Genomic DNA, 22,202 nt, shown 5'->3' with positions numbered 1-22,202 from the left:
CCGAGGGGCAACATGTCAACAGCCAGTCGAAAGCGTAATTTCGTCGGTGTCAGACGCTCCGTTGCTATTAACGCGTAGCGTGACTGGGTAGTTGTTCTCCTCGACCGTCACATCGATCTTTGGTCCGGCTTGTTCGTAGGTTCCGTCGGGACCGATCTTCCACTCGTAGCAGTCGATGCCACCAGTGGGAGATTTCGACTGGGAGCCGTCGAGCGTGATCGTCTCGCCCTTTTGGACGGACGAAGCGGAGGTCCAGGTCGGTAGCGTGGTGATCTTCGCGGTCGGTTTGTCGGTCGTCGATCCGCTATCGACGCTCGCCGTCTCAATCGTTTGGGTTTGGGACTGCGACTCGACGGTCCGTTCGGAGTCGGAAAGAATCCCGCTCGGAGATACCCCGTCTTTGAGGAGCCGCTCGACGATTGCCGTATGCCACTGGACACGCTTCTCGAGTGCGACGCCGGAGTAAGTCTCCGCGAGGAATGCGTCGGCTCCTAGATCACGGGCTGCCTTGTGGACGAGTAGATCTCGCGGCTGGACGTCCGGAGACGAGAATCCACCGACCTGGAACACGAGATCCGAGTCGTCGACGTAGTTCCGATTGACGAAGTCCGTGACTTGAGCAGCCTCGTCGGAATTGGTGCCGGTGAAAATCGCCTGTCCAACGCCGTTCGTTACGTCACCACCGTAAATTCCGGTCGACTCGTGGAGGTCAATGACGACGTCGGGTTGGTACTTGCTGACGACATCCCAGATAGCTCGGGCAAGTTCCGTTTCGGGCTCTGACCACTCGGGAAATGCACGGTTGAGGTTGTTTCCGTGTTGGTCGTTCCTGGTCCCCCGTTCGATAGCGACAGCATTGGACTCAGGTATCGTAACGAGCGTGCCAACCTCAATCGTCCAGTTAGAAATCTTTCCCGCAGCGGTATAGCCAGCGACTTCGTTCCCATGCATTCCGCCGATAACGAAGGCAGTCGGCCCGTCGGCATCTGCAGTGGTAACATAGACAGTCGTCTCTTCCGCCGTTCCTTCACGAATGGCGAACGACTCTTGAGAGACACCCCCCGTGTCGGTCTGGCCGGCGGCACCGGTGATACTCGCGCTTGCGAGTACACATCCGCCTGTCGTAGCCAACACTGATCGTCGTGGGAGTGTGTTCGTGAGTGTTTCGGGTCTCATCCATCGAATTGATGGGATGGGACCCGTTTTAATACAGATATGATAACCTGAAGAAACAGTACTGTTTCAATGCTGCATCAGTGTATGAAATTAAAACCTGCTGCCCCAGAACGTTCCAAATCAGAAATAGTCGTAAACGTGTTACTCACGAGGAAAGTGCACGCCTCCCGAACGACGTCGCGACCAACAGCAACAGCACGGCCACTGTCACGACGACAGGGAGTGGCCGGCGTCGAACGCCAACACCTGCAACCCAGCAGACGCCGGGATAGGTTCGCGGTGATACTGCAGCGTTTCGGAGGTGGAGTGCTCCTCGAAGAAATCTGCCCTCCGCAAAATACCGCTTTGCGAGGATCAGTGCATGAGTCGAACGAATCTCGTAACCCTCGTCCTCGAACCGTTCGACTTCGTCTTCGTACGTCGCCAGGTATTCCTTGCTCGCGTTCGCAATCACGTCCGCCGGCGGATGTCCGGTCTCCTCACAGCGGACGAGAGGGTCATCGACGTACGCGAGCTTCCCCTGCTTGAGGACCCGCAGACAGAATTCAGGATCCTGAAACCGATCGAGCGTTTCGTCGAAGCCGTTGACCTTCTTAGCGACATCGGTCTCGACGAGCAGCGTCGATCCCGCACTCGGATGGACGTTGCCCGCGAGGATTTCTCCGATAAGTTCCTCACCACCGTCTCGGGTGGGCACGTCATCTGCGCGAGCGAGAACCGACGCGGCGACACCCCGAAGCCAGCCGTTCGTTCCCGAGAGATCATACGTTTTATCGCAGTAGACGCCGACCCAATCGCTCGAGCGGTCCTCGAGGGACGCAAGTTGACGCTCGAGTTTCTGGGGATGCCATCTATCGTCCGAATCGAGGAAAGCGACATATTCCCCGCGCGCGTGGTCGATCCCCGTGTTTCGTGCGACGTTGGCACCCTGGTTGGTAGCGTGAACGACCGGTCGAACGCGCTGGTCGTCGTACCCGGCTAACACAGACTCGGTGCCGTCCGTCGATCCGTCGTCGACGACGATCACTTCGAGGTCGTCGATCGTCTGATCGAGCGCGCTGTCGATGGCATTCGGGAGCTTCGTCGCTCTGTTGTACGTCGGGATAATAACGCTGACTCGAGTCATTTCTCAGCAGTACCCCATCTCATCGGATTATTATCACGTAGATAAGTCGGGGGACGTTGTTTTGGAGTCGGAACACTGAGTCGGGCGGTGACACTTGCGGCGAACGATCCAGATCAAAGTTACCGACCGGACGACTTTCTGGTGAACCGGGGACCGACGCAATCCGGCCGAACGGGTCAATTAATGACCATATAAGAAAAGTCAAACAGTTCATCGACGCGGTCGATGGCGAATCGAAACCGACGATCGATCTTGACCACTGTTGCAGCGACTGGAACGCTCGGCCTATCCGGCTGTCTTTCACGGTTAGACAAGTGGCGTGGAGAAAACAATTCCCCGAAGCAGAAACAGAACGACGGAGACTCCGACCAGCCCGACACCGACGACGGATTGGGACTACCCGGCGAATCGATCGAGGAGTTCGAGTCCCTCGACAAGTGGTCGGCCTTGATCGACAGCGGCAAACTCGGAGCGGGAACGGACGATCCGTACGCCGGGTCGCAATCGGCCCACCTCACCGCGAGTGAAGGGACTGAAGCAGCGGGCATATACAAGAGTATTCCCGACGGGATGGACCTGGCCGGAAAGAACCTCTCGCTGGCCGTCAAATTCACCGGTCGCAGGCAGCTCCGCCTCACGCTCGAGTTGTTCGCTCCGAACTCACAGAACGCCCACGTGTTGCAGCGAACGCTCATCGGGCCAGCCGATCGGTGGGTACGCGTCGACTTCGGCATTGGCCGGATCGAGACCCAACCCGATCTGTCGGACGTTCGCCAAATTCGATTATCTGTTCGGAGACGCGGTGACATGACCGGTCGAATCGATTGTCAGGTCGACGACCTCCGAGTTGTCGATCGTCCGAAAACGGGAAAAGTGATGCTCCTGTTCGACGGGATACTCGAGAGTCATTACACCGACGCCCTCGAAATAATGAAGTCGTACGACTATGCGGGTGTCGAAGCGGTCATCCCCGAAGCCATCGGCGAAGACGGGAGGCTCACCATCGACAGACTCGGGGAAATGAAAGACGCAGGCTGGGACATGGCGGCACGACCGCGTACTGGCTCGAAATTCCTTCACGAGTTTTCTCCCGATATGCAAAAGGGGATGATCGAACGCACGAAGAGACATCTCGAGGAACTAGGCTTCGAGAACGGCGCGAAGCACTTTATCACACCGCGGAATATACTCAGTCCGACCGCCCGTGATCTCGTCGAGGAGTACCACGAGCAGGCGTTTCGGTTCGGAGGCGGCCCGAATGCGTTACCGCTCACCGACCCGTACAACCTCGGATTCTTCTCAGGCACTGCCGGCGAGGTAACGGACAGGTACGTCGACTACGCCGCCGAGTACGGCCAACTCGCGGTGTTACAGTTCGACTACTTCGGTAACGAAAAGGGCATCACCACGAGCGAGTTCGAAAGCGTTCTCAAATACATCGACGGAAAGAGCGTCGAGGTCGTAACAGCAACAGAATTATTAGAATCGTAATGTTTCCCGGCAGTGCTTCGGAACGCGTTTCCATCGGCCGTGAAGCTATATCGGACGAACTCACTCGTGTCGGTCAATTCTACCGATCAGTCGCTTCTCTCGATTCTCCTGGTTCCAGTAAGTGACCCGACTGTATCGTCACGAACTGACTGAAAACGGAATATTTCAAATTTCGTGAACAGACATCGGCACACAAAAAAGAGACTCGGTCACGGAGTAACAGTTTGTATACCCGGATCCAGAATACCGAAAGCGAGTCCAGAAAGCAAGAGCGACAGGCCAGCGACAAACAGCAGATGCTGTAGCCAGTTTCGAGTCGACCCCGGCTCGTTACTACGGTCGCTGCCGATGAGCCACTCATAGATCGTATCAGCCTTCGTTCCGATCGGATCTGGGAACTTTGACAGAACCTCGAAGGGCTCGGCCAGATCCAGCGCACCGACGAGCAACGCAAACGCAACGAAGATTACTAATCCGGTTGGTGGAACGACCGCGATAGCAATCCACCGATCCGAAATAGCCGCAGAAAGGGCGACAATCGGAACGGCCGCGAGTACTGTAGTAATCACGGATCGAGTGAGGCGAGCGTCCGCGAGCGGGTCGAAACCGACGTGACGAGCACTCCAGCAATGGAACAAGAACATCGAGCCGTAGCCGATGCTGGTTGCAATGGCTGCACCCTCCATTCCGAACGGAGGTATGAGGATGACGTTGAGCGCGAAATTGATCACTGCCGCTCCGCCAGTAGCCACGACAGGGTATCGGAGCGTCCCCTCTCCTTGTGAAACCGCCAGGATCGGTCGTGCGAGCGCAAAGCCGAGCGCACCTGGGAGTAATAATAGAAGTGGCATGATCGCCGGGATGGCTTCGGGGCCGAAGTACATCGGCACGGCAACGTCGGCAAGCGCAGCGAGTCCGACGGCCATGACGGCCGTTATCAGAAACGTATAGCGCGTCGTCCGTGACGCCAGCTCGGAAATCTCGCGCAGCCGGTTCTGAGACCACAGTTCCGACGTCGAGTGGACGAACACGGTCTGAATCGCCATCGGAACGAACCAGAGGAATTCGGCGAGCGTGAGCGCGGCCTTGTAGTTTCCGACCGCCGAGCTTTCTCGAAATCGGTGGAGCATCATGATGTCGATGTGATAGAGCGACATCATCAGGAAAATCAGCGCAATGCTCATCGAATTGAACGTGAGCATCTGTCTTCGAGGAAATCGCTCCGGCGGACTGGAGAATACGCACGACAACGAAACCTGTCGATGAATGAGTGTAAGTCCGACCAGAGAGACGAGTAAACTCGCGATCAGATGACCCGCGAGGGCCCCCATTACCCCGACTCCGACGTAGACCAGTGGAATCGCGATCACGACGAAACCGACTTTGTCGAGAATCTTCAGCGGCTCCGAATACCGCTCGAGACCAAAGCCCATGAGCGTCTTTCGAGCGTAGTCACGAAATTGAGCGGAAATGACGAGCGCAGCGAGGACGTAAAAATAGACGGACAGATCGGCTCCGAACGCATTGGAGACGAGTCCAGTCCAGGTCGCGACGACCAGTAAGAGAGCACCGATAACGGAGAGAAGAACCGCCAATCGGAAGTAAAACCCCACGACGTATTCGCTCCAGTTGGCCACCCCACGGTCTTCGGCCAGGAATTTCCGTACGCCGTCGGTAATCCCGGAACTGATGAAGATCATGTATATCGCGAAGACGGAGAGCAAAAATGCGTATTCGCCGAACGCGGCCGCACCGAGAAATCGGTACAATAACGGCGTTGAGAGAGCAGTTATGACGAGGACGACTATTTTCGAACTAACGACGGAAAAGACGCCGCTTGCGAGACTCCTGTTCATAGTTTTACCCTGAAACGCTCGGCCAGCCAGTTGCCAGCTTCCGTTGCCGACATATGCTCACCATCCAACGGACTCACTATACTGATCGGGTAGCGACGACGGGGGGTTATTATACGGGAGTTAAACAACCGGCAGCAAATAATTTAGGCGGTCGGATCAGAATGGTGTTCACGAATTATTGGGAGGACTACTAGTTGTAGTCGTTCGACCAGGCCGTAACAGAACTCGCACCGTAATCCTGGATTCCGTTGACGAGCCGGTTCTGCTTGAAGGTCGGATTCTCCGAGGACGAGTAGAGGCAAACGGCCTCGTTTCCTCCCGATGATGCCAGTGTCGAACCGAGAACGAGTGTGTTGGAACCGGTGTCGATGTATGGATACCGATCGGCCTGCAAATCGCTCTTGTAGACGGTCAGATCGCGTCCCGAATTGACGATGGCGTTCCGGTTCGCGCCGTTCCGGCCGCTCTGTTCGACCTGGATTTCGTTGAAGCGACAGTTGTCCCGTTCGCAGCGAATCGCATCACGGAATCCGCTGGCGTCGCCTGCTTCCCCCGTAATTGTCAGATATTCGCCTATTACCCGATCGGTCCGATCAGTATCCATGATCCAGAGCGGGAAGCCGCCCGCTGTTTCGTGAGATATCGTCGTGTCGACGAGGGCCGTTTCCCCGCATCCCGGAGACAGGACGATCCCGTGGTTGACGTCTGAACCCTGGATGTCGATTTGAGTGTTTTCGATCCGCGCGCTTTGACAGGTGTTCATCAGCGAAATCGCGTGGCTGGTCGGTTCCGGAGCAGTGATCGTGACGGCCGCACCGTAGACCTTGACGCCGTTACCGTTCTCGATTCGGATGCCGCGCTGTGATCGATCCTCTGGCCGCATCGAATCGACTTCGACGGTCGGCCACCGAATTTGGCTGTTTTGGCCACCGACTCGGACGTTCGCACCGTTGCTGTTCCGGTAAAGGCCACCGTGAACGATGATCGTGCCGTTGCTGTTCTTCGCATAGAGGCCGTTGTCCGGAAACGCGCCGAGCCAGCAGTGTTTGAACTGGAGCGTTCCCTTGTTCATGTTCGCCACGATACCGGTTGGACCGCGCCAGCGATCACCCGCGGTCGGTGTATCGTTGATCCATTCACCGCCGTCCGGTGCCCAGAACTGATCGACGATACCTTTGCCGTCGGCTTCGGTAATGTTGAACCGCCCTGGTCCCCAGGTACCGCTGTCGTGTTGGCCGTAGATCGTTATGTCGCGCACCTCGAGTCGGTCAGCCGCGAACGCTTCGATTGTTCTGATACCGGTATCGGGAGCGGTCTGATCGATATCGAATCCTTCGAAACGGATGTGATTTCCGGGCTTATACGAGAGTCCGAGACGGAACAATCGATACTGCGGCCCTTCGAAGTTCCAATAGGTTGCCGGGACGAGCGTCGCGTCCTGTCCGACGAGGCCGAAGTTATCGAACCCGGTAAATCGAAACTGCTCGTCCATATAGTATCGCCCTTCTGGAAACACGAGCAGCGTGTCGTCTTCTCGAAGTTCCTCGAGAACCGGCGTGATCGATTCGTTGCCACTGTTGTCCGCTCCGGCGTCTGTTACGTCTACGACTGTTCGATAATCATCGTAGTATTGTTCGTACGAGTTCGACGACGCACTGGCGGTCGACGTCAATCCGACCCCGGCAGCACACGCGGCTGCGGTCCCCTTCAAGACCGTTCGTCTCGACTGTGATTGTGATGTCAATTCTTTTGAATTTATCCGACCGCCACCCCTATCCGTCGCCTTAGAATGGCCAGAACTGTCTTCGTTTGAGCGCTGCGTGCCGCTTCGTTCCGACATTGATGGTCATTTTAGTATGAATAATGAATGGGTCCAGTAACTTTGTCTTCGGATAGCAAGCTTTTAAGTTTGGGAGTGGAGAGCAGCAATCATGACAGAATTGATTTATGAAAGTGAATCGATTCTGATCGGTAAAGGGAAGTCGGCGAGTGAACGACCCGACCCCGCACCGTCAGCGAGAAGGGCCACGATTCGTGCTGGTGCGGCGACGGCGACCGACTGGTTGACAGTGGGGTGACCGTCACGAGAAACGAATCGAGCACGACGACCGGTATCAGCTGTATTCGGCCGGCGTACAATTATTCTCGAGTGTCGCGGTGATCAGTTCCGATATGGCGCGCCGAAGCCGCTGGGAAACCGCTGAGTCCGAGATATCGAGTCGCTCGGCGAGAGCGTCTTGTGTCACGTCTCGCGGAACCTCGAAGTACCCGGCGTAGTACGCGACCGTGAGTATTTCGTGTTGGCGTTCGGTCAAAAAGTAGGCTCGATCGTCCGACACCGAGGAATCGTACAACTGATTCACGCGGAACGAAATCTCGCGGTCGCGACACCACTTCCGGAACGCAGTCAACGCGTCGCGGCCCGGAAGGTGTGCCCTGATAACCCAGCCACCGTTGGCGCTCGTTACCGTGAACACGAACAACCCATACTCGGCACATTGAGCCGGAACGATCTGTAGATCGGTGTCGACAACGATACGATAGATCGCCCGATTCTCGAACGTGGCGATGCAGTCCAGTTCCGACACGGTCGGATCGGACGCTAGCGTCTCCTCCAGGGCACCGTACTCGTCGTCGAAGGCGGAAACAAACTGGATACGCCGGTCGTCTGTCGTCATCTCGTACTCGTATCTAAGCGTCACGCTAGACTGACGTTCTATCGTCGCCGCCAACGGCAGTTCATCGTGAACGAGGTGGATTTCTGCGATAAATCCCATCAGTGTCGATATCGTACTGCATCATCGGGATTCTATACTTATAGAGCGAATAAGAGACGGTTGTACTAACCCGAACAGTCCGGCAAATTCGTCCGCTCAATTCATGTACCCCAGATCGGCCAACCGATCGGTTACCGTCTCGTTCGTTTCCGGGCGTCGCTCCTCATCGTGGTCGTCGTACGCCGGATACGTGGTCGACTCGACCGGATCGACAACTGGAACGATACCTCCGTCCATCCGGTCACTGTACGGGACTCCCATCGCTGCCATGACCGTCGGTGCAACGTCGAAGAGATGTGCTCGTTCGAGCGGTGCGCTCTCGTCGATTCCGTCGCCCATCGCCACGAAGACGCCGTCGAGTTTGTGGTTCCAGGGCTCCGCCGGGCCGAAGTAATCGCCGTCGACTAGCTGCTCAGAGATCACGTGCTCGAAATCGGCCGGGATCGTAACGATATCGACCGTCTGATCGATTTCGTCGCCGTGAAAGTACTGCTCGTGCGGCGCGACGGTCTCGAAAAACGGTTCACCGTCCGGCGTTTCGACGGCCTGGAGCCGGCGAATGAGATCTTCGCGGAGTTGTTCGTACGCGTCCTGCCTGACGACACCGTCCGGATCCCGCCCCTCGAGGTTGATGCGGACGCCGAGTTCAGTCCGCGCGCGAACGTAGGCCTCCGATGCAGCGAAGTCGACCTGTTCGTTCGCCGTCCGAGTGACGCCTCCCGGGGCGTGCGCCGTCGCGAGGTCGGCCATACCCACCCGCTCGAGGGCAGTCCTGATTCGACTCGCGGTGACGCCGAATCGAGCGGCGACGGAGAGGGCCCGTGCGAACCGTCCAGGTTCCCACGTCTCGACCTCTTCACCTTCCCTGAGACGTCTGCGCATCGGCGTCCACGACGGCATTCCCTTACCGCCGGTCGTCGTCTCGAGATACCCCTCGTCGCGGAGGAACTCGTTGATCCGGAATTCGTAGCCCTCGTAGGGACCCATCCCGTGGTCGCTCACGAGGAAGACACGGTTCGGGTCGCACGATTCGAGGATTGACTCGATCTGTGCATCCGTCGCTTCGTAGACGCGATCGACGTAGTCTTCCTTTCCCTCGAACTCGTGGAAGACCGTATCCGTTTTCTGGAACTGAACGAATCCGAAATCAGGCTCGTACCGATCGACGAGATAGCGAAACGCCTCGCCCCGCATCCGAACCAGGTTTTGGTACTCCTCGATCTTTTCGTCGTCAGGCAGCGAGTCGTCGTCCCGGGTATATTTCGGGTAGATGCGATACTCGCCGATCGCCTCACGAACGTCGTCCAACAGTCCGTCGGGGTGACACGTCGGATCCTCGGGGCCGAGGAATCCAGGTAACATCGCCCCGTCGAACTCGTCGGGCGGGTGCGTGACCGGCGCGTTGACGACGACACTCGAGCGGTCGTGATGGTTCAACAGCGTCCAGATGGGATGTTCGCGGACGTCGTCGTTGCTCGTGACGTGCCAGTCGTACCCGTCGTAGCCCACGAAGCCGACTACGCCGTGTTTCCCGGGGTTGACCCCGGTGTAAATCGACGGCCAGGCGCTCGGTGTCCACGGTGGAATCTGTGACTCGAGCGGCGCTGCTACCCCCTCAGAACAGATTCGTTCGATGGTCGGAATCCGACCAGCGTCGAACAATCGCTCGAAGACCGGCAAACACCCCGCATCGATCCCGATGAGAAGCGTATCCAGCTCGCTCGATTCGCTCGTGTTACTTCCAGTCGATGCAGCTTCTTCACGGCGAAACGTCCGAGTCATCGTTTCATTGGTATTCGTTTACAGCTAGTATCCCCGTTCGACCGCTGCCTATAGATCGCAGCAGCGGTATCGTTCGTTGCTCCACGTATCTAACCCAAGAAAGAGAGAAAGAATACTTCATTATCTGTGCATTAAATCCGTTACTGAGGCCTGAATACCGCCACACTGCCAGCGTTGGGAGCTCGGATTGGAAAACGAAAGTGCGGAGATATCGATTCGGTAGTTTAGGGGGATCCGCATTCGAGGAGCCACTCGGTCAGTAGTAGTGGAGACAGACGTGATCGACGACTGCAACGCTATCGATAGCGACTGGACACCGGCGTGTGTTACGACTCCGGTCATCGAGGGTATACCAGATAGTCACCGCGGTTAGCGAGGCTGCCCTATCCCAGCGCGTATCGAAGAGGAACTAGTGTCGCGGTCGTTCGAATACGGGGTCGACCCCGTTCCCTCCCGTGTCGAAACTGCAGGCGTACGCCCCCACGCGTACGAAAAACTTAGGAAGCCGAACGCGAACGTATCGGCTACGCGACCGATACGCCGGTTCTCGTCTCCGCTGTCGATGATGTCTACCTCGAACTATCGCTGAATGGCGGCGGCTATCGGTACATGTCGAACCCCCACGTCAGCGACTACGACGGCTACGTCAAGATCGAGGTCGATCCACGACCCCTGAAACGGGTTTTCGAGGGCCACACAGCGCTTATTGGGCGAATGCAAAGATCGGATTACACGTGGGCATCCAGAAAGAGCCCGATATCTATGAACGGGGGCTCTACCTCTGTCTCGGTTCGTTCCACGCCCATGGCTCCGACGTCACTGCCAACGGAGAAGCGGCCGCCGATGCGAAAACGGCACAAGACTGACGAACGGTCGCTCGTGACTCGAGCGGCCGTTTCAATCGAGAGTCTTGCGTGGTAACCCTGTCGGGTTCGCAATCGGAGAACTCTATAGTAGTCGTTGAAAGCCGGTGCACGCCCCGATCGCAAATTCGCGGTTAGCGAGTCTTCGCTGGGCGCCTCACTGCAAGCGGTGAGTGAATCGTTTCAACGACTACTGTATTCCCGGAGTCTGAGTGCACGTTGATTCGGAATCACCGCTGGAGGCGCGGACGCATCTCAGGACGAGTTCCACTCCCGAATCTCGCCGTCGACTTCTACAGGTGTCCCCACATCGTCGAACGTGACGCCACCGTAGGCGACACTACTGCCGGGCCCGGAGTAGATGCCGGTTGTGCCACAGTCCGCTGCACGGGCGGTTGTGAGGGTCGCATCGACGTTCTCCCGGAACCGAAATGCCTGGTGATCCGCTCCCGTCGCCGTGATGTTGCTCAGCTTCAGGTCCCTCATATCATCGAAAATTATCGAGTTCGTAAATGCTCCGTCCACGGAGACGTTCGCGACCGCAGCGCAGGCGAACCCGCTCGCATACAACCCCGAACCGGCAGCCACCTCGTCATCGTCGGTTCTGATCGTTACGTTGTTGATCGTCAACTCTCGCCTGCCTCGCTTCATCTGGCCGAGCGTGATTCCCCTCGCGTTTTCGATGCACGAGACGCCGTCAACCGTCAGATCCTCGACTTCCTCATCGGGGTCTGCCCTGATGGCCGAATACCGGCATCCGGAGATGAATCCGTTTTCGATCGTGATCGATTCGTTCCTTCCTCGGTGGAGGTGGACGCCGTACTCAGGACCGTTCACCGGATCGATTTCGAAGTTCGTAAGTGTGCAATTTCTGGTGGGGGTACCGTCGTCTTCCACGAGAGCATCGCGACTGCCGTTCCACACGCTATTCCAATCTGTCCCGGACTGTTGACTGTCGAACTGCACCGGTGCGTCCGAGTCGCCCTCTCCGCCGCGAGTGGCCCAGAACCCGTTCACGACGACGTTTTTGCACGAGACGATGTCGACGTGATGGTAATAGATTCGATCGCCATAGATACGTTCCAACCGAACGTTTTTCGCGTGTGCAGGCATGATCCCGGTTGCATTCGGCGCATCTATTCGGACGTTGCAGATTCCCCAGTTCGATGCGCCCTCGTATTCTGTCGCATTGTACCCCGTATTGGAAAACAGTGCCCGGCCTTCGTCACCGGCGGAACGCGGTCCATCGAAGACCGTCGATCGACCCGCACCCATCAGAATTGTATCGTCACCCACCAGCGGCGTCCGTTCGAGCAAATACCTGCCGGGCGGGAAATACACGATCCCACCACCGGCCTGATCGACCGTCTTGAGAAGGTCGTGAACGGCGTCTCCGACTTCGGTCGTCCCGTCACCCTCGATTCCGTGGGCCTCGACGTTCCACACCGGTGTTTGCTCGGTTCGCCCGTGGACGAACTGCACCGCTTCGAAGTAGCTCGTTCCCGGGACTGGTTGGGTGGAACACCCCTGACCGCTGAAATAGGTCCAGTCTTCGCTCGAGGCGTCCCAGCGCCAGGTGATTCCCTGATCGATCGCGTGGTACAGCTCGTCGTCGTATTCGCCCGTCGCCGGCCGCTCGGCGATCGGCCCGTGCACGATCGCGTGTTCGTCGACAGCCTCGACCGTGTCGGTGTGATCCCAGTCGTCGCCCCATTCGTACGTCCCCAGTCCAAGTCGGGGTGTCTGGTCAGCCATAGCTAGTCGGTTTCGTACCCGCGACCGTACGCCGTACCGTATCCAGAGTGTGCGGCCGGCTCATCCGAACTGTCGTACGAACACCCTGTAAGCGAAACGCCGCTACCCGATATCGCGACGAGAACTGCCCGTCGCCGGAGCCCCGAACGTTTCATGCGAAAATTGCGTCCCTTTATCACCAAAAAGATTGTGAATCTAATTCCTCGTAACGGGTTCCTTCGTCGGATTCTGAAGCGCTTCCCACTCGAGACGGCAGTTTCCTCGGGTGGACCGTCGACTGGAAGAGCGGTCCATCTGGCTATAAAAGGGTACTCCCGACTGCTACGATCGTTCGTTCCGGACCACAACGGCCTACAGAGTGGCAGTGGCGACTAGCTGTCGCGGTGGAGCTGCGCCCGGCCGCCAGTAATGTGAACATGGATTCGGTCTGCAGGATAGTAGTCCCGGGCGAATTACGAACCTCGGCGACGACCCCAGAGAGTCTGTGAGCAAGCCCCACGTTGATCGGAGGACGACGGTCTTAATCACCGGAGACTGCTCGATCTGAGGTGTCAGTAGCGGGTGCTGGCGGTTCGTGCGTACCGAACTCGGGGTGAGTCTCTTCCATCCACAGATAGACGACCGTCCCCGAGACGAACATCAATACAGCGGTCACGACGAACGCGGATTCGAGGTTGACGAACTCCATCGAGAGACCGACCAGGATTGCGCCGACTCCGTAACCGGCGTCGCGCCACATCCGGTAGACGCCCATCCCGGTCGCACGCCACGTCGGGTGGGCGGCATCGCCCGGGACTGTCATCAGGTTCGGGTAGAGCAACGCCATTCCAAGGCCAGATACGCCGGCGAGAATGGCCCACGGGAGATACCCCTCGACGAGTACCATCCCGAGGACGCCCGCGCCGGTGAGGAACATCCCAGCGACGACAGGGGGGCGGCGACCGATTTGGTCCGCAAGTCCACCGGTCGCAATCTGAAGGAAGTACATCGCGCTATGAACGCCGATGACGAATCCGACCGCTGCGATCCCGAGTCCCTGATTCGTGAGATACAGCGGGACAGCGAGCCAGAACAACGTATCGACGAACTTCTCGATGTGACCCGCTTGGGCCGCGGCGAACAGCGTCTTGTCGCCGTAGGTCGCCCGTTTCAGGACCTCGACGAACGGGAGATTCGCGTCTTGGTGGTCGTCGTCATCGACCTCTACCTCCGCGAGTTGGACCGTCTCCGTAATCAGAAAGATCGAGATGAGGAACGCCAGCACGACCACGACAGCGAGGAAGTAGAACGGCTCGGGTCGAAGGCTCGTCCGGGCAGCGATGACGCCCGTGATCCAGGCGCCGGCAGCGACGCCACTGTACCCGAACGCCTCGTCGATACCGACAGCCAGTCCTCGCTGTTCGGGACCTGCAATGTCGATCTTGGCGTTGATCGCCATACTCCAGGTCAACGCCTGGTTGATGCCCAGTAGGATGTTCCCGACGGTGATCCAGCCCCAGCTCGGCGCGAAGATGAGGATGATCGGGAGCGGTAGTGCGGTTGCCCACCCGAGGACGAGCACCGGCTTGCGCCCATACTCACTGCCCCACTTGCCGGCGTAGAGATTGAGCAGCGCCTTGACGAATCCGAACGAAATAACGAACGACCCGATGACGAACAGCGACTCGACACCGAGCACGTCGCGGCCCAAGACGGGAACGACAGCACGTTCGGACCCGATAGTCAGGCCCGTTGCGAAGACCAGCAGGACGTGTAGCGAGAACTGTCCGAGATGTTCGCGGATTCCCTGTTCGAGTCCAGTTTCCGTACGCATGAATTAAGCAGCTACGCAGTTGTTTGGGCCCAGTTCCAGTTCGGCCGGCTCGTCGGCAGGAACTGATTCCTGCCTGACGTTCGTCCGTTTGATGCGTTCGAAATTCGGCGGATGATTCGGGATATCCGACGCGACTTCGTGGACGAATTTCTCGCGGTCACGCCCGAGGCCCTCGTTCCGCTCTTTGACGTCAACGAGCGTCACAGTTACTGGCGGTTCGAGGGAACCTGGATCGTGGGCTGGCAGGACGAGCGCGTCGTCCGGTCGGTCCAGTTTGACGCTGCCAGAGACGTGCCAGTCGTCGTACTCTTTCTCGTGGCGAATATTGAGGACGAGCAATTCGTCCTCGACACTCTGGAATCGGTCACCGAGTTCATCGGGACTCCTCTCCGACATCAGTGTTCATCTATATGAAGAGTACAGGGATATAGGTGCTGCCAGACATGACCGGTACCGTTAATCCGGTTCAGGCCAAATATGGTTCTATGAGTCTATACGAGGCCACCTTCCGGGTCAAACACGAGTGTCCGTATCGAGAAATTTCGGAACACTATCCGGATCTCACAATCCGTGAGTGGTATCTGAGCGACTGCCAGGTAATCGAAATTACCTCACCAGGATCGCCGGCTGACGAACTCCTCGACGAGATCGACCACCTGGGAACGATTCTCCACAAGTCGGTCGATGAATCCGGTCTCCACGTCGTCACGCAGTCCTGTCTCTGTTCGCTGGAAGATGCTATCATCGACCGGTTCGAGGAGTACAACTGCCTGTATCAGCCGCCGACGATTCATCGTCAGGGTTGGGAGCACTACTCGGTGATCGCGTTCGACGAGAGTGACGTCCGCGCACTCATGCAGGATCTGGAGGCTGATCGCGATATCGAGGTGCTCTCGAAAACGGCGATCACGGAACAGCAGATTCCCCACAGTATGCTCGCCCCGGTCGATCAGTTGTTCGAGGACGTGACTGAGCGACAGATGGCAGCACTTCGACTGGCACTGGAAAGTGGGTACTACGAACAGCCCCGGAAGACATCGCTGCGAGAGTTGGCCGAGCAGACCGCTGTCGCTCGCTCGACGTACGAAGAACACCTCCGGAAGGCGGAGAACAAACTCCTCACGAACGCAGGACAGTTCTTGCGACTGGTGACCACAACAACGACGGCAGACCCATTAGAAGTCGAAAAGACACGACAGACCGAACAGGCTGTCGACTAGTCCGCCGGCAATTCGCCGGGGAGTGAGCGTTTGGCTACCCGATAGTAAGCACCTTCTCAGCATCTTCGACGATTCGGAGATAGTCCTCCATCGTCGCACGAGGGCGAAGATCATCCGCTTCGAGGTCACGGGAATCGAGACACGTCCCACAGGCGGAGAGTTCGCCCCCGTTCTGGATGTATTTGAGCATCACACCGTGCGGATTGAATTTCTCGTGCTCGAGGTCCGGTCCTTCGACACCGTCCCCAAGGAGGAAAATCTCGACCGTGTGATCCGCTTCGAGCGCTGTATTTGCGAGACGGAATGCGTTCCAGACGCGCTCAGGGTCGTTGGTCTCCAGGATGATTCCGAGGTTCATACAGAAGCTTCGGTAGGTGTTGACTTGAGTCTCGGTGATGTTTCTCCAATAGACGGACCCAATTCCTAATTATGGTGGAGGGTTGCTTCAGTTCTGGACTGACACGGTCTGCTGTAACGATGTATCGGTGCAACCGCGACCGACCTGCCGTTGCACCGGCAATGACTTACAGTAGATCGTATAAACAGATTGTCAAAATGGCGAACGTGATATTGCTGTCCCTCGATCTAATCAGGGGCTTCGGGACTCCCCTCTCTGGAAGAACTCGTTGAGTCAGTTGGAGAGAGATCTGGAATTGTTCCACCGTTTGGGAAGACTTCGACTGAACCGTCGTGAGATACGTTTACTACGCGATCTTCATAGGAGAATGTGAACTGTCGAACCGGGTTACTAGCGGCTTCTGTGGTGACTGGGAACGCCTTGTTAAGGATTTCCGGATCGATAGAGTGGTATAACGGTTCAAGTTCGGTCGGTTCTTTCTCTATTTCTGTTGCAACTGCCTCCACTACACGATTACTCACAGGTACAGTTTTGTTATCTCCAGTCATCGGACTTCGTTCCATAGTGCCATCGAATTTGCTGATTCGGTACTGCCCTTCTAAGACCGCTCTGACTTTTCGTCCAGATGTAGTCCGCCGTCCTCTTCAGCCGGCTGGTACTGGTTGATCGACACTCAGCACCAATCATAGTACCATAATCACCTCGAACGTTCCTACGAAGTAGGTCGCTACAAATTGTCTGTGTTCGTACGACCACCTTTTATAACCAAAATAATTCTAATTGAATTATTCTCGATCTGCATATCGATCTCTATGCATGATAGTATTGGCGAGAAGATTCCGCTGGCCACGGCGAAGACGGGCAGACAGGGCATTCCGAGAAATATTCAGTTGCTCCGCAATCTCTGTCAGCGTGTACTCACGAGGAACGGCGAAGTACCCGGCGTGATATGCCGCTTCCAGGGCGTCCTGTTGTTTCTCACTCACCTCGTATTCGGCCTGCTCCTCAGGATTTCCCGGTCGATACACTCGTCTGGGTTGGATGTCGAAATCGTGCTCGATGTAGTAGTCATGAAACTCGGAGAGAGCTTCTTCGCTGGGAAAGAGTATCTTGACCTCCCACTGATTTGTATCTTCGCTAATTGCCTCTAAGACTGTCGCTTTTGCCTCTGATACGGCAGCTACGAGATTCGGTACTTCCATCTTCCATGTCACGCGGTAGAACCGTTCATCCACTTGATCTTCTTGGGCCAGTTCTTCATGTTCTTCTAGTGTGAGCACCTCGAGAACCATATCGTCCTCTCGTAGAGCCTCCTCAAAGCGGTTGAAATCACCCCCTGTAGCCCAAAAATACGGGGTGACCGTTGATTCTCCGCCAGCGACGCGCTTAATCTCGATTTCCATATCCGGGGCGATAGTCAGTGTCTCGGCGAGGACGAACTCTTCTGCAGGGACTATGAATTCTGCTAAAGTAGTCATTCTAACCTTAGTATTGGGCGGGCACCACTGTAAAATAATGCAACCGTCTGTTCCGGCACCCTGTATTCCTTCCCGGAGATGGCATATGTGAATACCCTGTCGTAAGGGTCAAAATCGTACTTAGCGACTGAACTGCTGGAGAGAGGACTGCGCTGAATCCGGAGGTTGTATTCACCTATGGAAATTCTGCTGATTAAACAAGCCACGTTTGCTAAGATAATTCTTCGGGCGATCAGGACTTGCTGCAGTCTTCGAGCATAGAATCGACAACCGGCGAACCGATGGCTACTGTAACAGCCATCAGGCGGGAGACTTCTTGGTTGCGAGAGTTATCACTCACGATGCCACCGACCGGCCAATGAGCGCCGCCCCGGCGGCGCTCAGGCACTCACCCCTGGTGGATCGTACACCTCCTCACGGTCCAGCATATGATACATTGAAACCAGCAGTTTCCGGGCGGTTGCTACAATCGCTGTTTTCGAGTTCTTCTTTCGAGCTAACCGGTTGAAAAACCGGCCGAGGTACTCGTCTTCGCATGTATGAACTGCCGTGTACGACGCTTGGACGAGCAGCCACCGGACTCGTCCTGATCCTCGCTTCGAGATGCTTCCCTCAAACCGCGAGTCGCCAGACTCGCGGATTATCGGGTTCAACCCGACGTAACTTACGACCTCCTTGGCCCGGTCAAACCGGGCGACCTCTCCCAACTCCGCGTAAATCGTCAACGCTGTAAAGTAACTCACACCAGGAATCGTCATCAGGAGCTGGGTCTCCTTCAGAGACCCAGCCCGCTCCTCGATCTCTGCTTCCAACGACTCAATCTGCTCAGTGAGTGTCTGAATAAGCTCTAGATACGATTCCAGCAACGCATCCCATGGTGCCGGGAGCGAGAGTTCCGCGAGGAACTCTCGTCCCTCCACACTCAGCGGTTTTACCTCCTGAGCGATCCCGTGGTCACTCAACAAGCCATGGATCTTGTTCGCGTACTCGGTCCGGTTCTCGACAAGCTTCTGGCGCCCGCGCACAAGTGCGCGGGCTTGCCGAACCTCGTCGGTAGGAACATAGCTTTCAGGAATCGAGCCTAACCTAACCATCCGAGCGAGTTGTTTTGCGTCGACGCGATCAGTTTTCTTGTCCGAGTCGGAGATTAACTTTAGTTTGCCTGGATTAGCAACGATCACATCCAGATACTCTGAAAGAGTATCATAGATGTGGTAGTAATTGCTAGTCGCTTCAAGCGCGGCTTTTGACCCAGCGTACTGCTGGGCAAAGTCGTCGAGGTTCGCGTTTTCGACGCGAACCTCTTCGACAATCTCACCGTTTTCGTCCAATACTGCGATTTGTGAGTACCGTTTGTGTACGTCGATTCCGATGAACATTGGGTTCACCTCGGGACGGCGGTGCGTGAAACAGAGATTCACCTATACGGGCTTTCCCGACTGCCGCCAGGAGCGGCAGTCGGGCTGTGACGCCCATGACTCGGCTTCCTACGCACTCGGACCAGTCAGCAGCACGTGCTCTCGGGCACGGAATACAGCTCGGTCTCTTGCGTCCCATACTTGTGTCACGCTCTTATGGGATAGCAGAATTTCCATCGAGTCAGCAGGCGTGTTTTGACAGGTGGTGAGAATCTCAATAGAGCCGACAGGGTGACGCAGAGTTCGAGAAGGGCGAAGCCGATGGGAGCAAAGCTACGGGAGAGATTGTCGATGCGGCAACAGGGGCGTGGAGAGCGCCGAACGTAACGACGTCCTCGGTTCAAAAACGACGCAGATCACAGGAATATATTGCCGGTAAGTGGAGGATTCGTACCGTTTTGGGTATAGTCCCGGGCGGATTCGAACCGCCGTCCTGAGCTCACTTCCGTGACGGACTGAACCGGGCACGTCCAAAGGCTCAGATGATTGGCCACTACACCACGGGACTTCTCACGCTATGTGCCGTCCCGTATTCCTCGCAGTTGTAGAACTGCTCGCTATCACGGGACGCATTTCTCGGGTACGAAACCGGCACACAATAGTGTTACTTTTCGGTGGCGCGTAATACACTATCCTGTCATCTTCTGTACGGCGGTAATAGCTCCGACAGAGGGAAATTACGTTGGCCATTGTCTGTGCGTCCTCCGGGTTCTCGAACGAGCGAACGGCCGTAAATAGTGCAATCGGGATTGCGATCGAGTCCCACTCTCCCTCTCTCACAGTGTTGGCACTCGTACCGAACCCGCTCGAGGGTCTGCCGTCTGATACGCCGCCAGGTTCGCCCGTATTCGATCGACGTGCCTTCTCACTGAGGGTGATTCGGACCGACGACGTTCTCGGAAAACCACTCGCTGTAACACTCGAGGACGCAGAAAAACCCACGTTCTTGCCCGTGAGTCGTGCCGGGTGGACTTCGAGACCGACCTCCTACAGGACCGGCAATCGACCGTCACTCGCTTGCCCTTCGTCGATGGATTGTTGGGAAGTTACCCGTCAGCCGCCTCGACACAGTCTGGGCAGTGTAGCACCACGGGTCACGTCCCGAGGCACTCTCGCTTTAATACTGTAGAAATCGGCACCGCAGCCGCTACAGGTCCGATTCGAAAGCGGCTCGCCGTGAACGTTCGTCTGATCCTGTCGCATTCCTCGTTGGCACACGTCGGGCAGTCCATGACCGGGTTGGTCTCACATTCCGTTATAAACTCGAGGCGGGCTGCATTCACGATAGCGATTCCAGGTCGACCGCACAGGAACCAACGCGCCGGCAGTTGGATAGCCGCCACTGGCTGCGAGTGGGTCGAAACCCGACGACAACAATTACAGATATCCTTCGTCAGCGAGACGCTCGAGGCCTTCCTCGAGCCGTTCTTCGCTCGCTGCATACGAAATGCGAGCGTATCCCGGCGTTCCGAACGCGCTGCCGGGGACGGTCGCGACGTGGGCGTCCTCGATCGCCCCCTCGCACCACGCCTGATCGTCGTCGTCTACGGGAAGCATCATGTAGAACGCGCCCTCGGGGACGGCGACGTCGACGCTGTGGTCTGAGAGCACCTCGACGACGAGGTCGCGGCGCTGTTCGAACGCATCGACCATTTCCGTGACCGCCGTCTCCGTCTCGAGCGCCTCGAGGCCGGCGTGCTGGACGAAGTTGACGGCCGATGAGACGGAGTGGCTGTGGAGTTTGCCCGCCTGGTCGACCAGCGCTTGGGGCCCGGCGAAGTAGCCGAGTCGCCAGCCGGTCATCGAGTAGGCCTTCGAAAAGCCGTTGACGGTGACGGTGCGATCGGCCATCCCCTCGAGCGTGCCGAGACTCGTCGGTTCGACGCCGTAGGTGATCTCCTTGTAGATCTCGTCCGAGATGACGGTGACGTCGTGTTCGACGGCCAGATCGCGGACGCCCTCGAGTGCAGCGTCGGAGTAGACTGCGCCCGTCGGGTTCGACGGCGAGTTGACGATCAGCAGTTCTGTCTCGTCGGAAACGGCGGCCGCGAGCTCGTCGAGCGCGGGCTCGAGCTGGAAATCGGAGGGTGAGAGATCGACCCTGGAGAGGTCGCCGCCGGCCATTTTGACCATCGCTTCGTAGGAGACCCAGGCGGGGTCGAGGAGGACGACCTCGTCGCCGTCCTGGATGAGTGCCTGCACGATTTCGTACAGCGCCTGCTTCGCGCCGGGCGTGACGATGACGTTCTCTGGGCCGTGATCGAGGCCGTCGTCGGCCAGTTTATCGGCGATCGCCTCGCGCAACTGGCGGATACCGGCGGAGGTCGTATACCCCGTATGACCGGCGTCCATCGCGTCCTTGCCTGCCTGGACGATATTCTCGGGCGTGGGGAAGTCGGGTTCGCCGACGCTCAGGTCGACGACGTCGGCACCCTCTGCCTCGAGTTCGGTGGCGAGTGCAGAGATTGCGAGGGTTGCGGACGGTTCAACTCGGCTAACGCGGTCGGTGAATTCCATCGTCATTGTGAATCGGAGTCGGTATCGAGACTGGAGTCTGGAAGTTCGGCAACGAGGTCGAGCGCGCCGTCGACGGCTTTCGCCGCGTTCTCGACGCGTTCGCGCGCTTCCGCGGCAGACATGCCGGGACCCGTTACACCGAGTGTCACGGGCGTGTCTCGTTCGAGACTCACGTCGGAAAGTCGCTGTGCGGCGGCGTCGGTGATCACCTGGTCGTGGTCCGTATCACCGGTGATGACAGTGCCGACGACCGCGACGGCGTCGACGTCGTCGAGGCGAGCGAGTCGGTCGGCTGCCAGCGGCGCGTCGTAGACCCCTGGGACATGAACTGTCTCGTACACCTCGGCGCCGGCGGCGGTGGCCGCCTCGAGTGCCTCGCGTTCCATCTGCTCGGTGATCGGTCGGTTGAACTCCGCGACCACCAGTCCGAGCGTGGTCATAGGCGAGCGGTGGAGTGGGCGGGTAAAAGAGGTACCGTTCTCCGGTGACCGCGCGGGTGCGGCCGGACGAGCGCACCGTCCGGCAGCCGTTCAGCGGTCTGTTTGAGAATTCTTAAGCGCGGTCGCCGTCAA

General features: G+C 57.5%; 17 protein-coding genes, 1 tRNA gene and 1 pseudogene. 3 read left to right on the top strand and 16 right to left on the bottom strand.

Annotation, left to right across the window (positions count from 1 at the left end; translation table 11 throughout):
- Window positions 1-15: 15 nt before the first annotated feature.
- Window positions 16-1,134, bottom strand: a complete 1,119-nt coding sequence (locus NJU76_RS12595; protein WP_340681216.1) for a PKD domain-containing protein — start codon at window positions 1,132-1,134, stop codon at window positions 16-18.
- Window positions 1,135-1,321: 187 nt separating this feature from the next.
- Window positions 1,322-2,302 carry a glycosyltransferase family 2 protein gene (locus NJU76_RS12590; protein WP_254529073.1) on the bottom strand — a complete coding sequence of 327 codons (981 nt, stop codon included), beginning with the start codon at window positions 2,300-2,302 and terminating at the stop codon, window positions 1,322-1,324.
- Between the two features lie 225 nt (window positions 2,303-2,527).
- Between NJU76_RS12590 and NJU76_RS12585 the strand changes: the two genes are divergently transcribed.
- Window positions 2,528-3,793, top strand: coding sequence for a polysaccharide deacetylase family protein (locus NJU76_RS12585; RefSeq protein WP_254529071.1), 1,266 nt, complete (start codon window positions 2,528-2,530; stop codon window positions 3,791-3,793).
- A 209-nt stretch (window positions 3,794-4,002) separates the two neighbouring features.
- Here the strand turns inward: NJU76_RS12585 and NJU76_RS12580 are convergent, their stop codons facing one another.
- From NJU76_RS12580 to NJU76_RS12565, 4 genes are all read right to left on the bottom strand, one after another.
- Window positions 4,003-5,649, bottom strand: a complete 1,647-nt coding sequence (locus NJU76_RS12580; RefSeq protein WP_254529069.1) for a flippase — start codon at window positions 5,647-5,649, stop codon at window positions 4,003-4,005.
- Window positions 5,650-5,839: 190 nt separating this feature from the next.
- Window positions 5,840-7,489, bottom strand: a complete 1,650-nt coding sequence (locus NJU76_RS12575) for a right-handed parallel beta-helix repeat-containing protein (protein ID WP_254529067.1) — start codon at window positions 7,487-7,489, stop codon at window positions 5,840-5,842.
- Between the two features lie 274 nt (window positions 7,490-7,763).
- Window positions 7,764-8,426, bottom strand: coding sequence for a helix-turn-helix domain-containing protein (locus tag NJU76_RS12570; RefSeq protein ID WP_254529065.1), 663 nt, complete (start codon window positions 8,424-8,426; stop codon window positions 7,764-7,766).
- 96 nt (window positions 8,427-8,522) lie between these two features.
- Window positions 8,523-10,208 (bottom strand): alkaline phosphatase family protein, encoded by a 1,686-nt coding sequence (locus tag NJU76_RS12565; RefSeq protein ID WP_254529063.1) that lies wholly within the window; start codon window positions 10,206-10,208, stop codon window positions 8,523-8,525.
- A gap of 734 nt (window positions 10,209-10,942) precedes the next feature.
- Between NJU76_RS12565 and NJU76_RS26560 the strand changes: the two genes are divergently transcribed.
- Entirely contained in the window at window positions 10,943-11,074 is a 132-nt protein-coding gene (locus tag NJU76_RS26560; protein WP_256566012.1) for a hypothetical protein, read from the top strand.
- 252 nt (window positions 11,075-11,326) lie between these two features.
- On the opposite strand, the gene NJU76_RS12560 is transcribed toward NJU76_RS26560, so the two are convergent.
- The 3 genes and pseudogenes from NJU76_RS12560 to NJU76_RS12550 form a co-directional block, all read right to left on the bottom strand.
- Window positions 11,327-12,826, bottom strand: a complete 1,500-nt coding sequence (locus tag NJU76_RS12560) for a glycoside hydrolase family 55 protein (RefSeq protein WP_254529056.1) — start codon at window positions 12,824-12,826, stop codon at window positions 11,327-11,329.
- Between the two features lie 520 nt (window positions 12,827-13,346).
- Entirely contained in the window at window positions 13,347-14,639 is a 1,293-nt protein-coding gene (locus tag NJU76_RS12555) for an MFS transporter (protein WP_254529054.1), read from the bottom strand.
- Window positions 14,640-14,642: 3 nt separating this feature from the next.
- Window positions 14,643-14,912: pseudogene (locus tag NJU76_RS12550) on the bottom strand (MBL fold metallo-hydrolase); the annotation flags it as partial.
- Window positions 14,913-15,124: 212 nt separating this feature from the next.
- On the opposite strand from NJU76_RS12550, the gene NJU76_RS12545 reads away from it, so the two are divergent.
- Complete coding sequence (locus NJU76_RS12545; protein ID WP_254529050.1) at window positions 15,125-15,859, top strand: helix-turn-helix domain-containing protein; 735 nt, start codon at window positions 15,125-15,127, stop codon at window positions 15,857-15,859.
- 34 nt (window positions 15,860-15,893) lie between these two features.
- Here the strand turns inward: NJU76_RS12545 and NJU76_RS12540 are convergent, their stop codons facing one another.
- The 7 genes from NJU76_RS12540 to ribH form a co-directional block, all read right to left on the bottom strand.
- A complete protein-coding gene (locus NJU76_RS12540) occupies window positions 15,894-16,217 on the bottom strand; it encodes a DsrE family protein (protein ID WP_254529048.1) in 324 nt (107 codons plus the stop codon).
- Between the two features lie 227 nt (window positions 16,218-16,444).
- Window positions 16,445-16,765: a HalOD1 output domain-containing protein gene (locus NJU76_RS12535; protein WP_254529046.1), complete on the bottom strand. Its 321-nt coding sequence runs from the start codon at window positions 16,763-16,765 to the stop codon at window positions 16,445-16,447.
- Window positions 16,766-17,002: 237 nt separating this feature from the next.
- On the bottom strand, window positions 17,003-17,695 hold the full coding sequence (locus NJU76_RS12530) for a helix-turn-helix domain-containing protein (protein WP_254529044.1): 693 nt from the start codon (window positions 17,693-17,695) through the stop codon (window positions 17,003-17,005).
- A gap of 380 nt (window positions 17,696-18,075) precedes the next feature.
- Window positions 18,076-19,074, bottom strand: coding sequence for an IS110 family RNA-guided transposase (locus NJU76_RS12525; protein ID WP_254529042.1), 999 nt, complete (start codon window positions 19,072-19,074; stop codon window positions 18,076-18,078).
- A 444-nt stretch (window positions 19,075-19,518) separates the two neighbouring features.
- Window positions 19,519-19,621 (bottom strand) — tRNA-Gln (locus NJU76_RS12520).
- A gap of 869 nt (window positions 19,622-20,490) precedes the next feature.
- Window positions 20,491-21,636: a pyridoxal phosphate-dependent aminotransferase gene (locus NJU76_RS12510; RefSeq protein ID WP_254529040.1), complete on the bottom strand. Its 1,146-nt coding sequence runs from the start codon at window positions 21,634-21,636 to the stop codon at window positions 20,491-20,493.
- Window positions 21,633-22,070 carry a 6,7-dimethyl-8-ribityllumazine synthase gene (gene ribH / locus NJU76_RS12505; protein WP_254529038.1) on the bottom strand — a complete coding sequence of 146 codons (438 nt, stop codon included), beginning with the start codon at window positions 22,068-22,070 and terminating at the stop codon, window positions 21,633-21,635. The genes NJU76_RS12510 and ribH overlap by 4 nt, the downstream gene beginning before the upstream one ends.
- Window positions 22,071-22,202 lie beyond the last annotated feature (132 nt).

This window comes from Natrinema gelatinilyticum (assembly GCF_024266705.1).
Lineage (GTDB): Archaea > Halobacteriota > Halobacteria > Halobacteriales > Natrialbaceae > Natrinema > Natrinema gelatinilyticum.
Note: the sequence above shows the minus strand (reverse complement) of the source record. Positions and strands in the feature narration are given on the sequence as shown.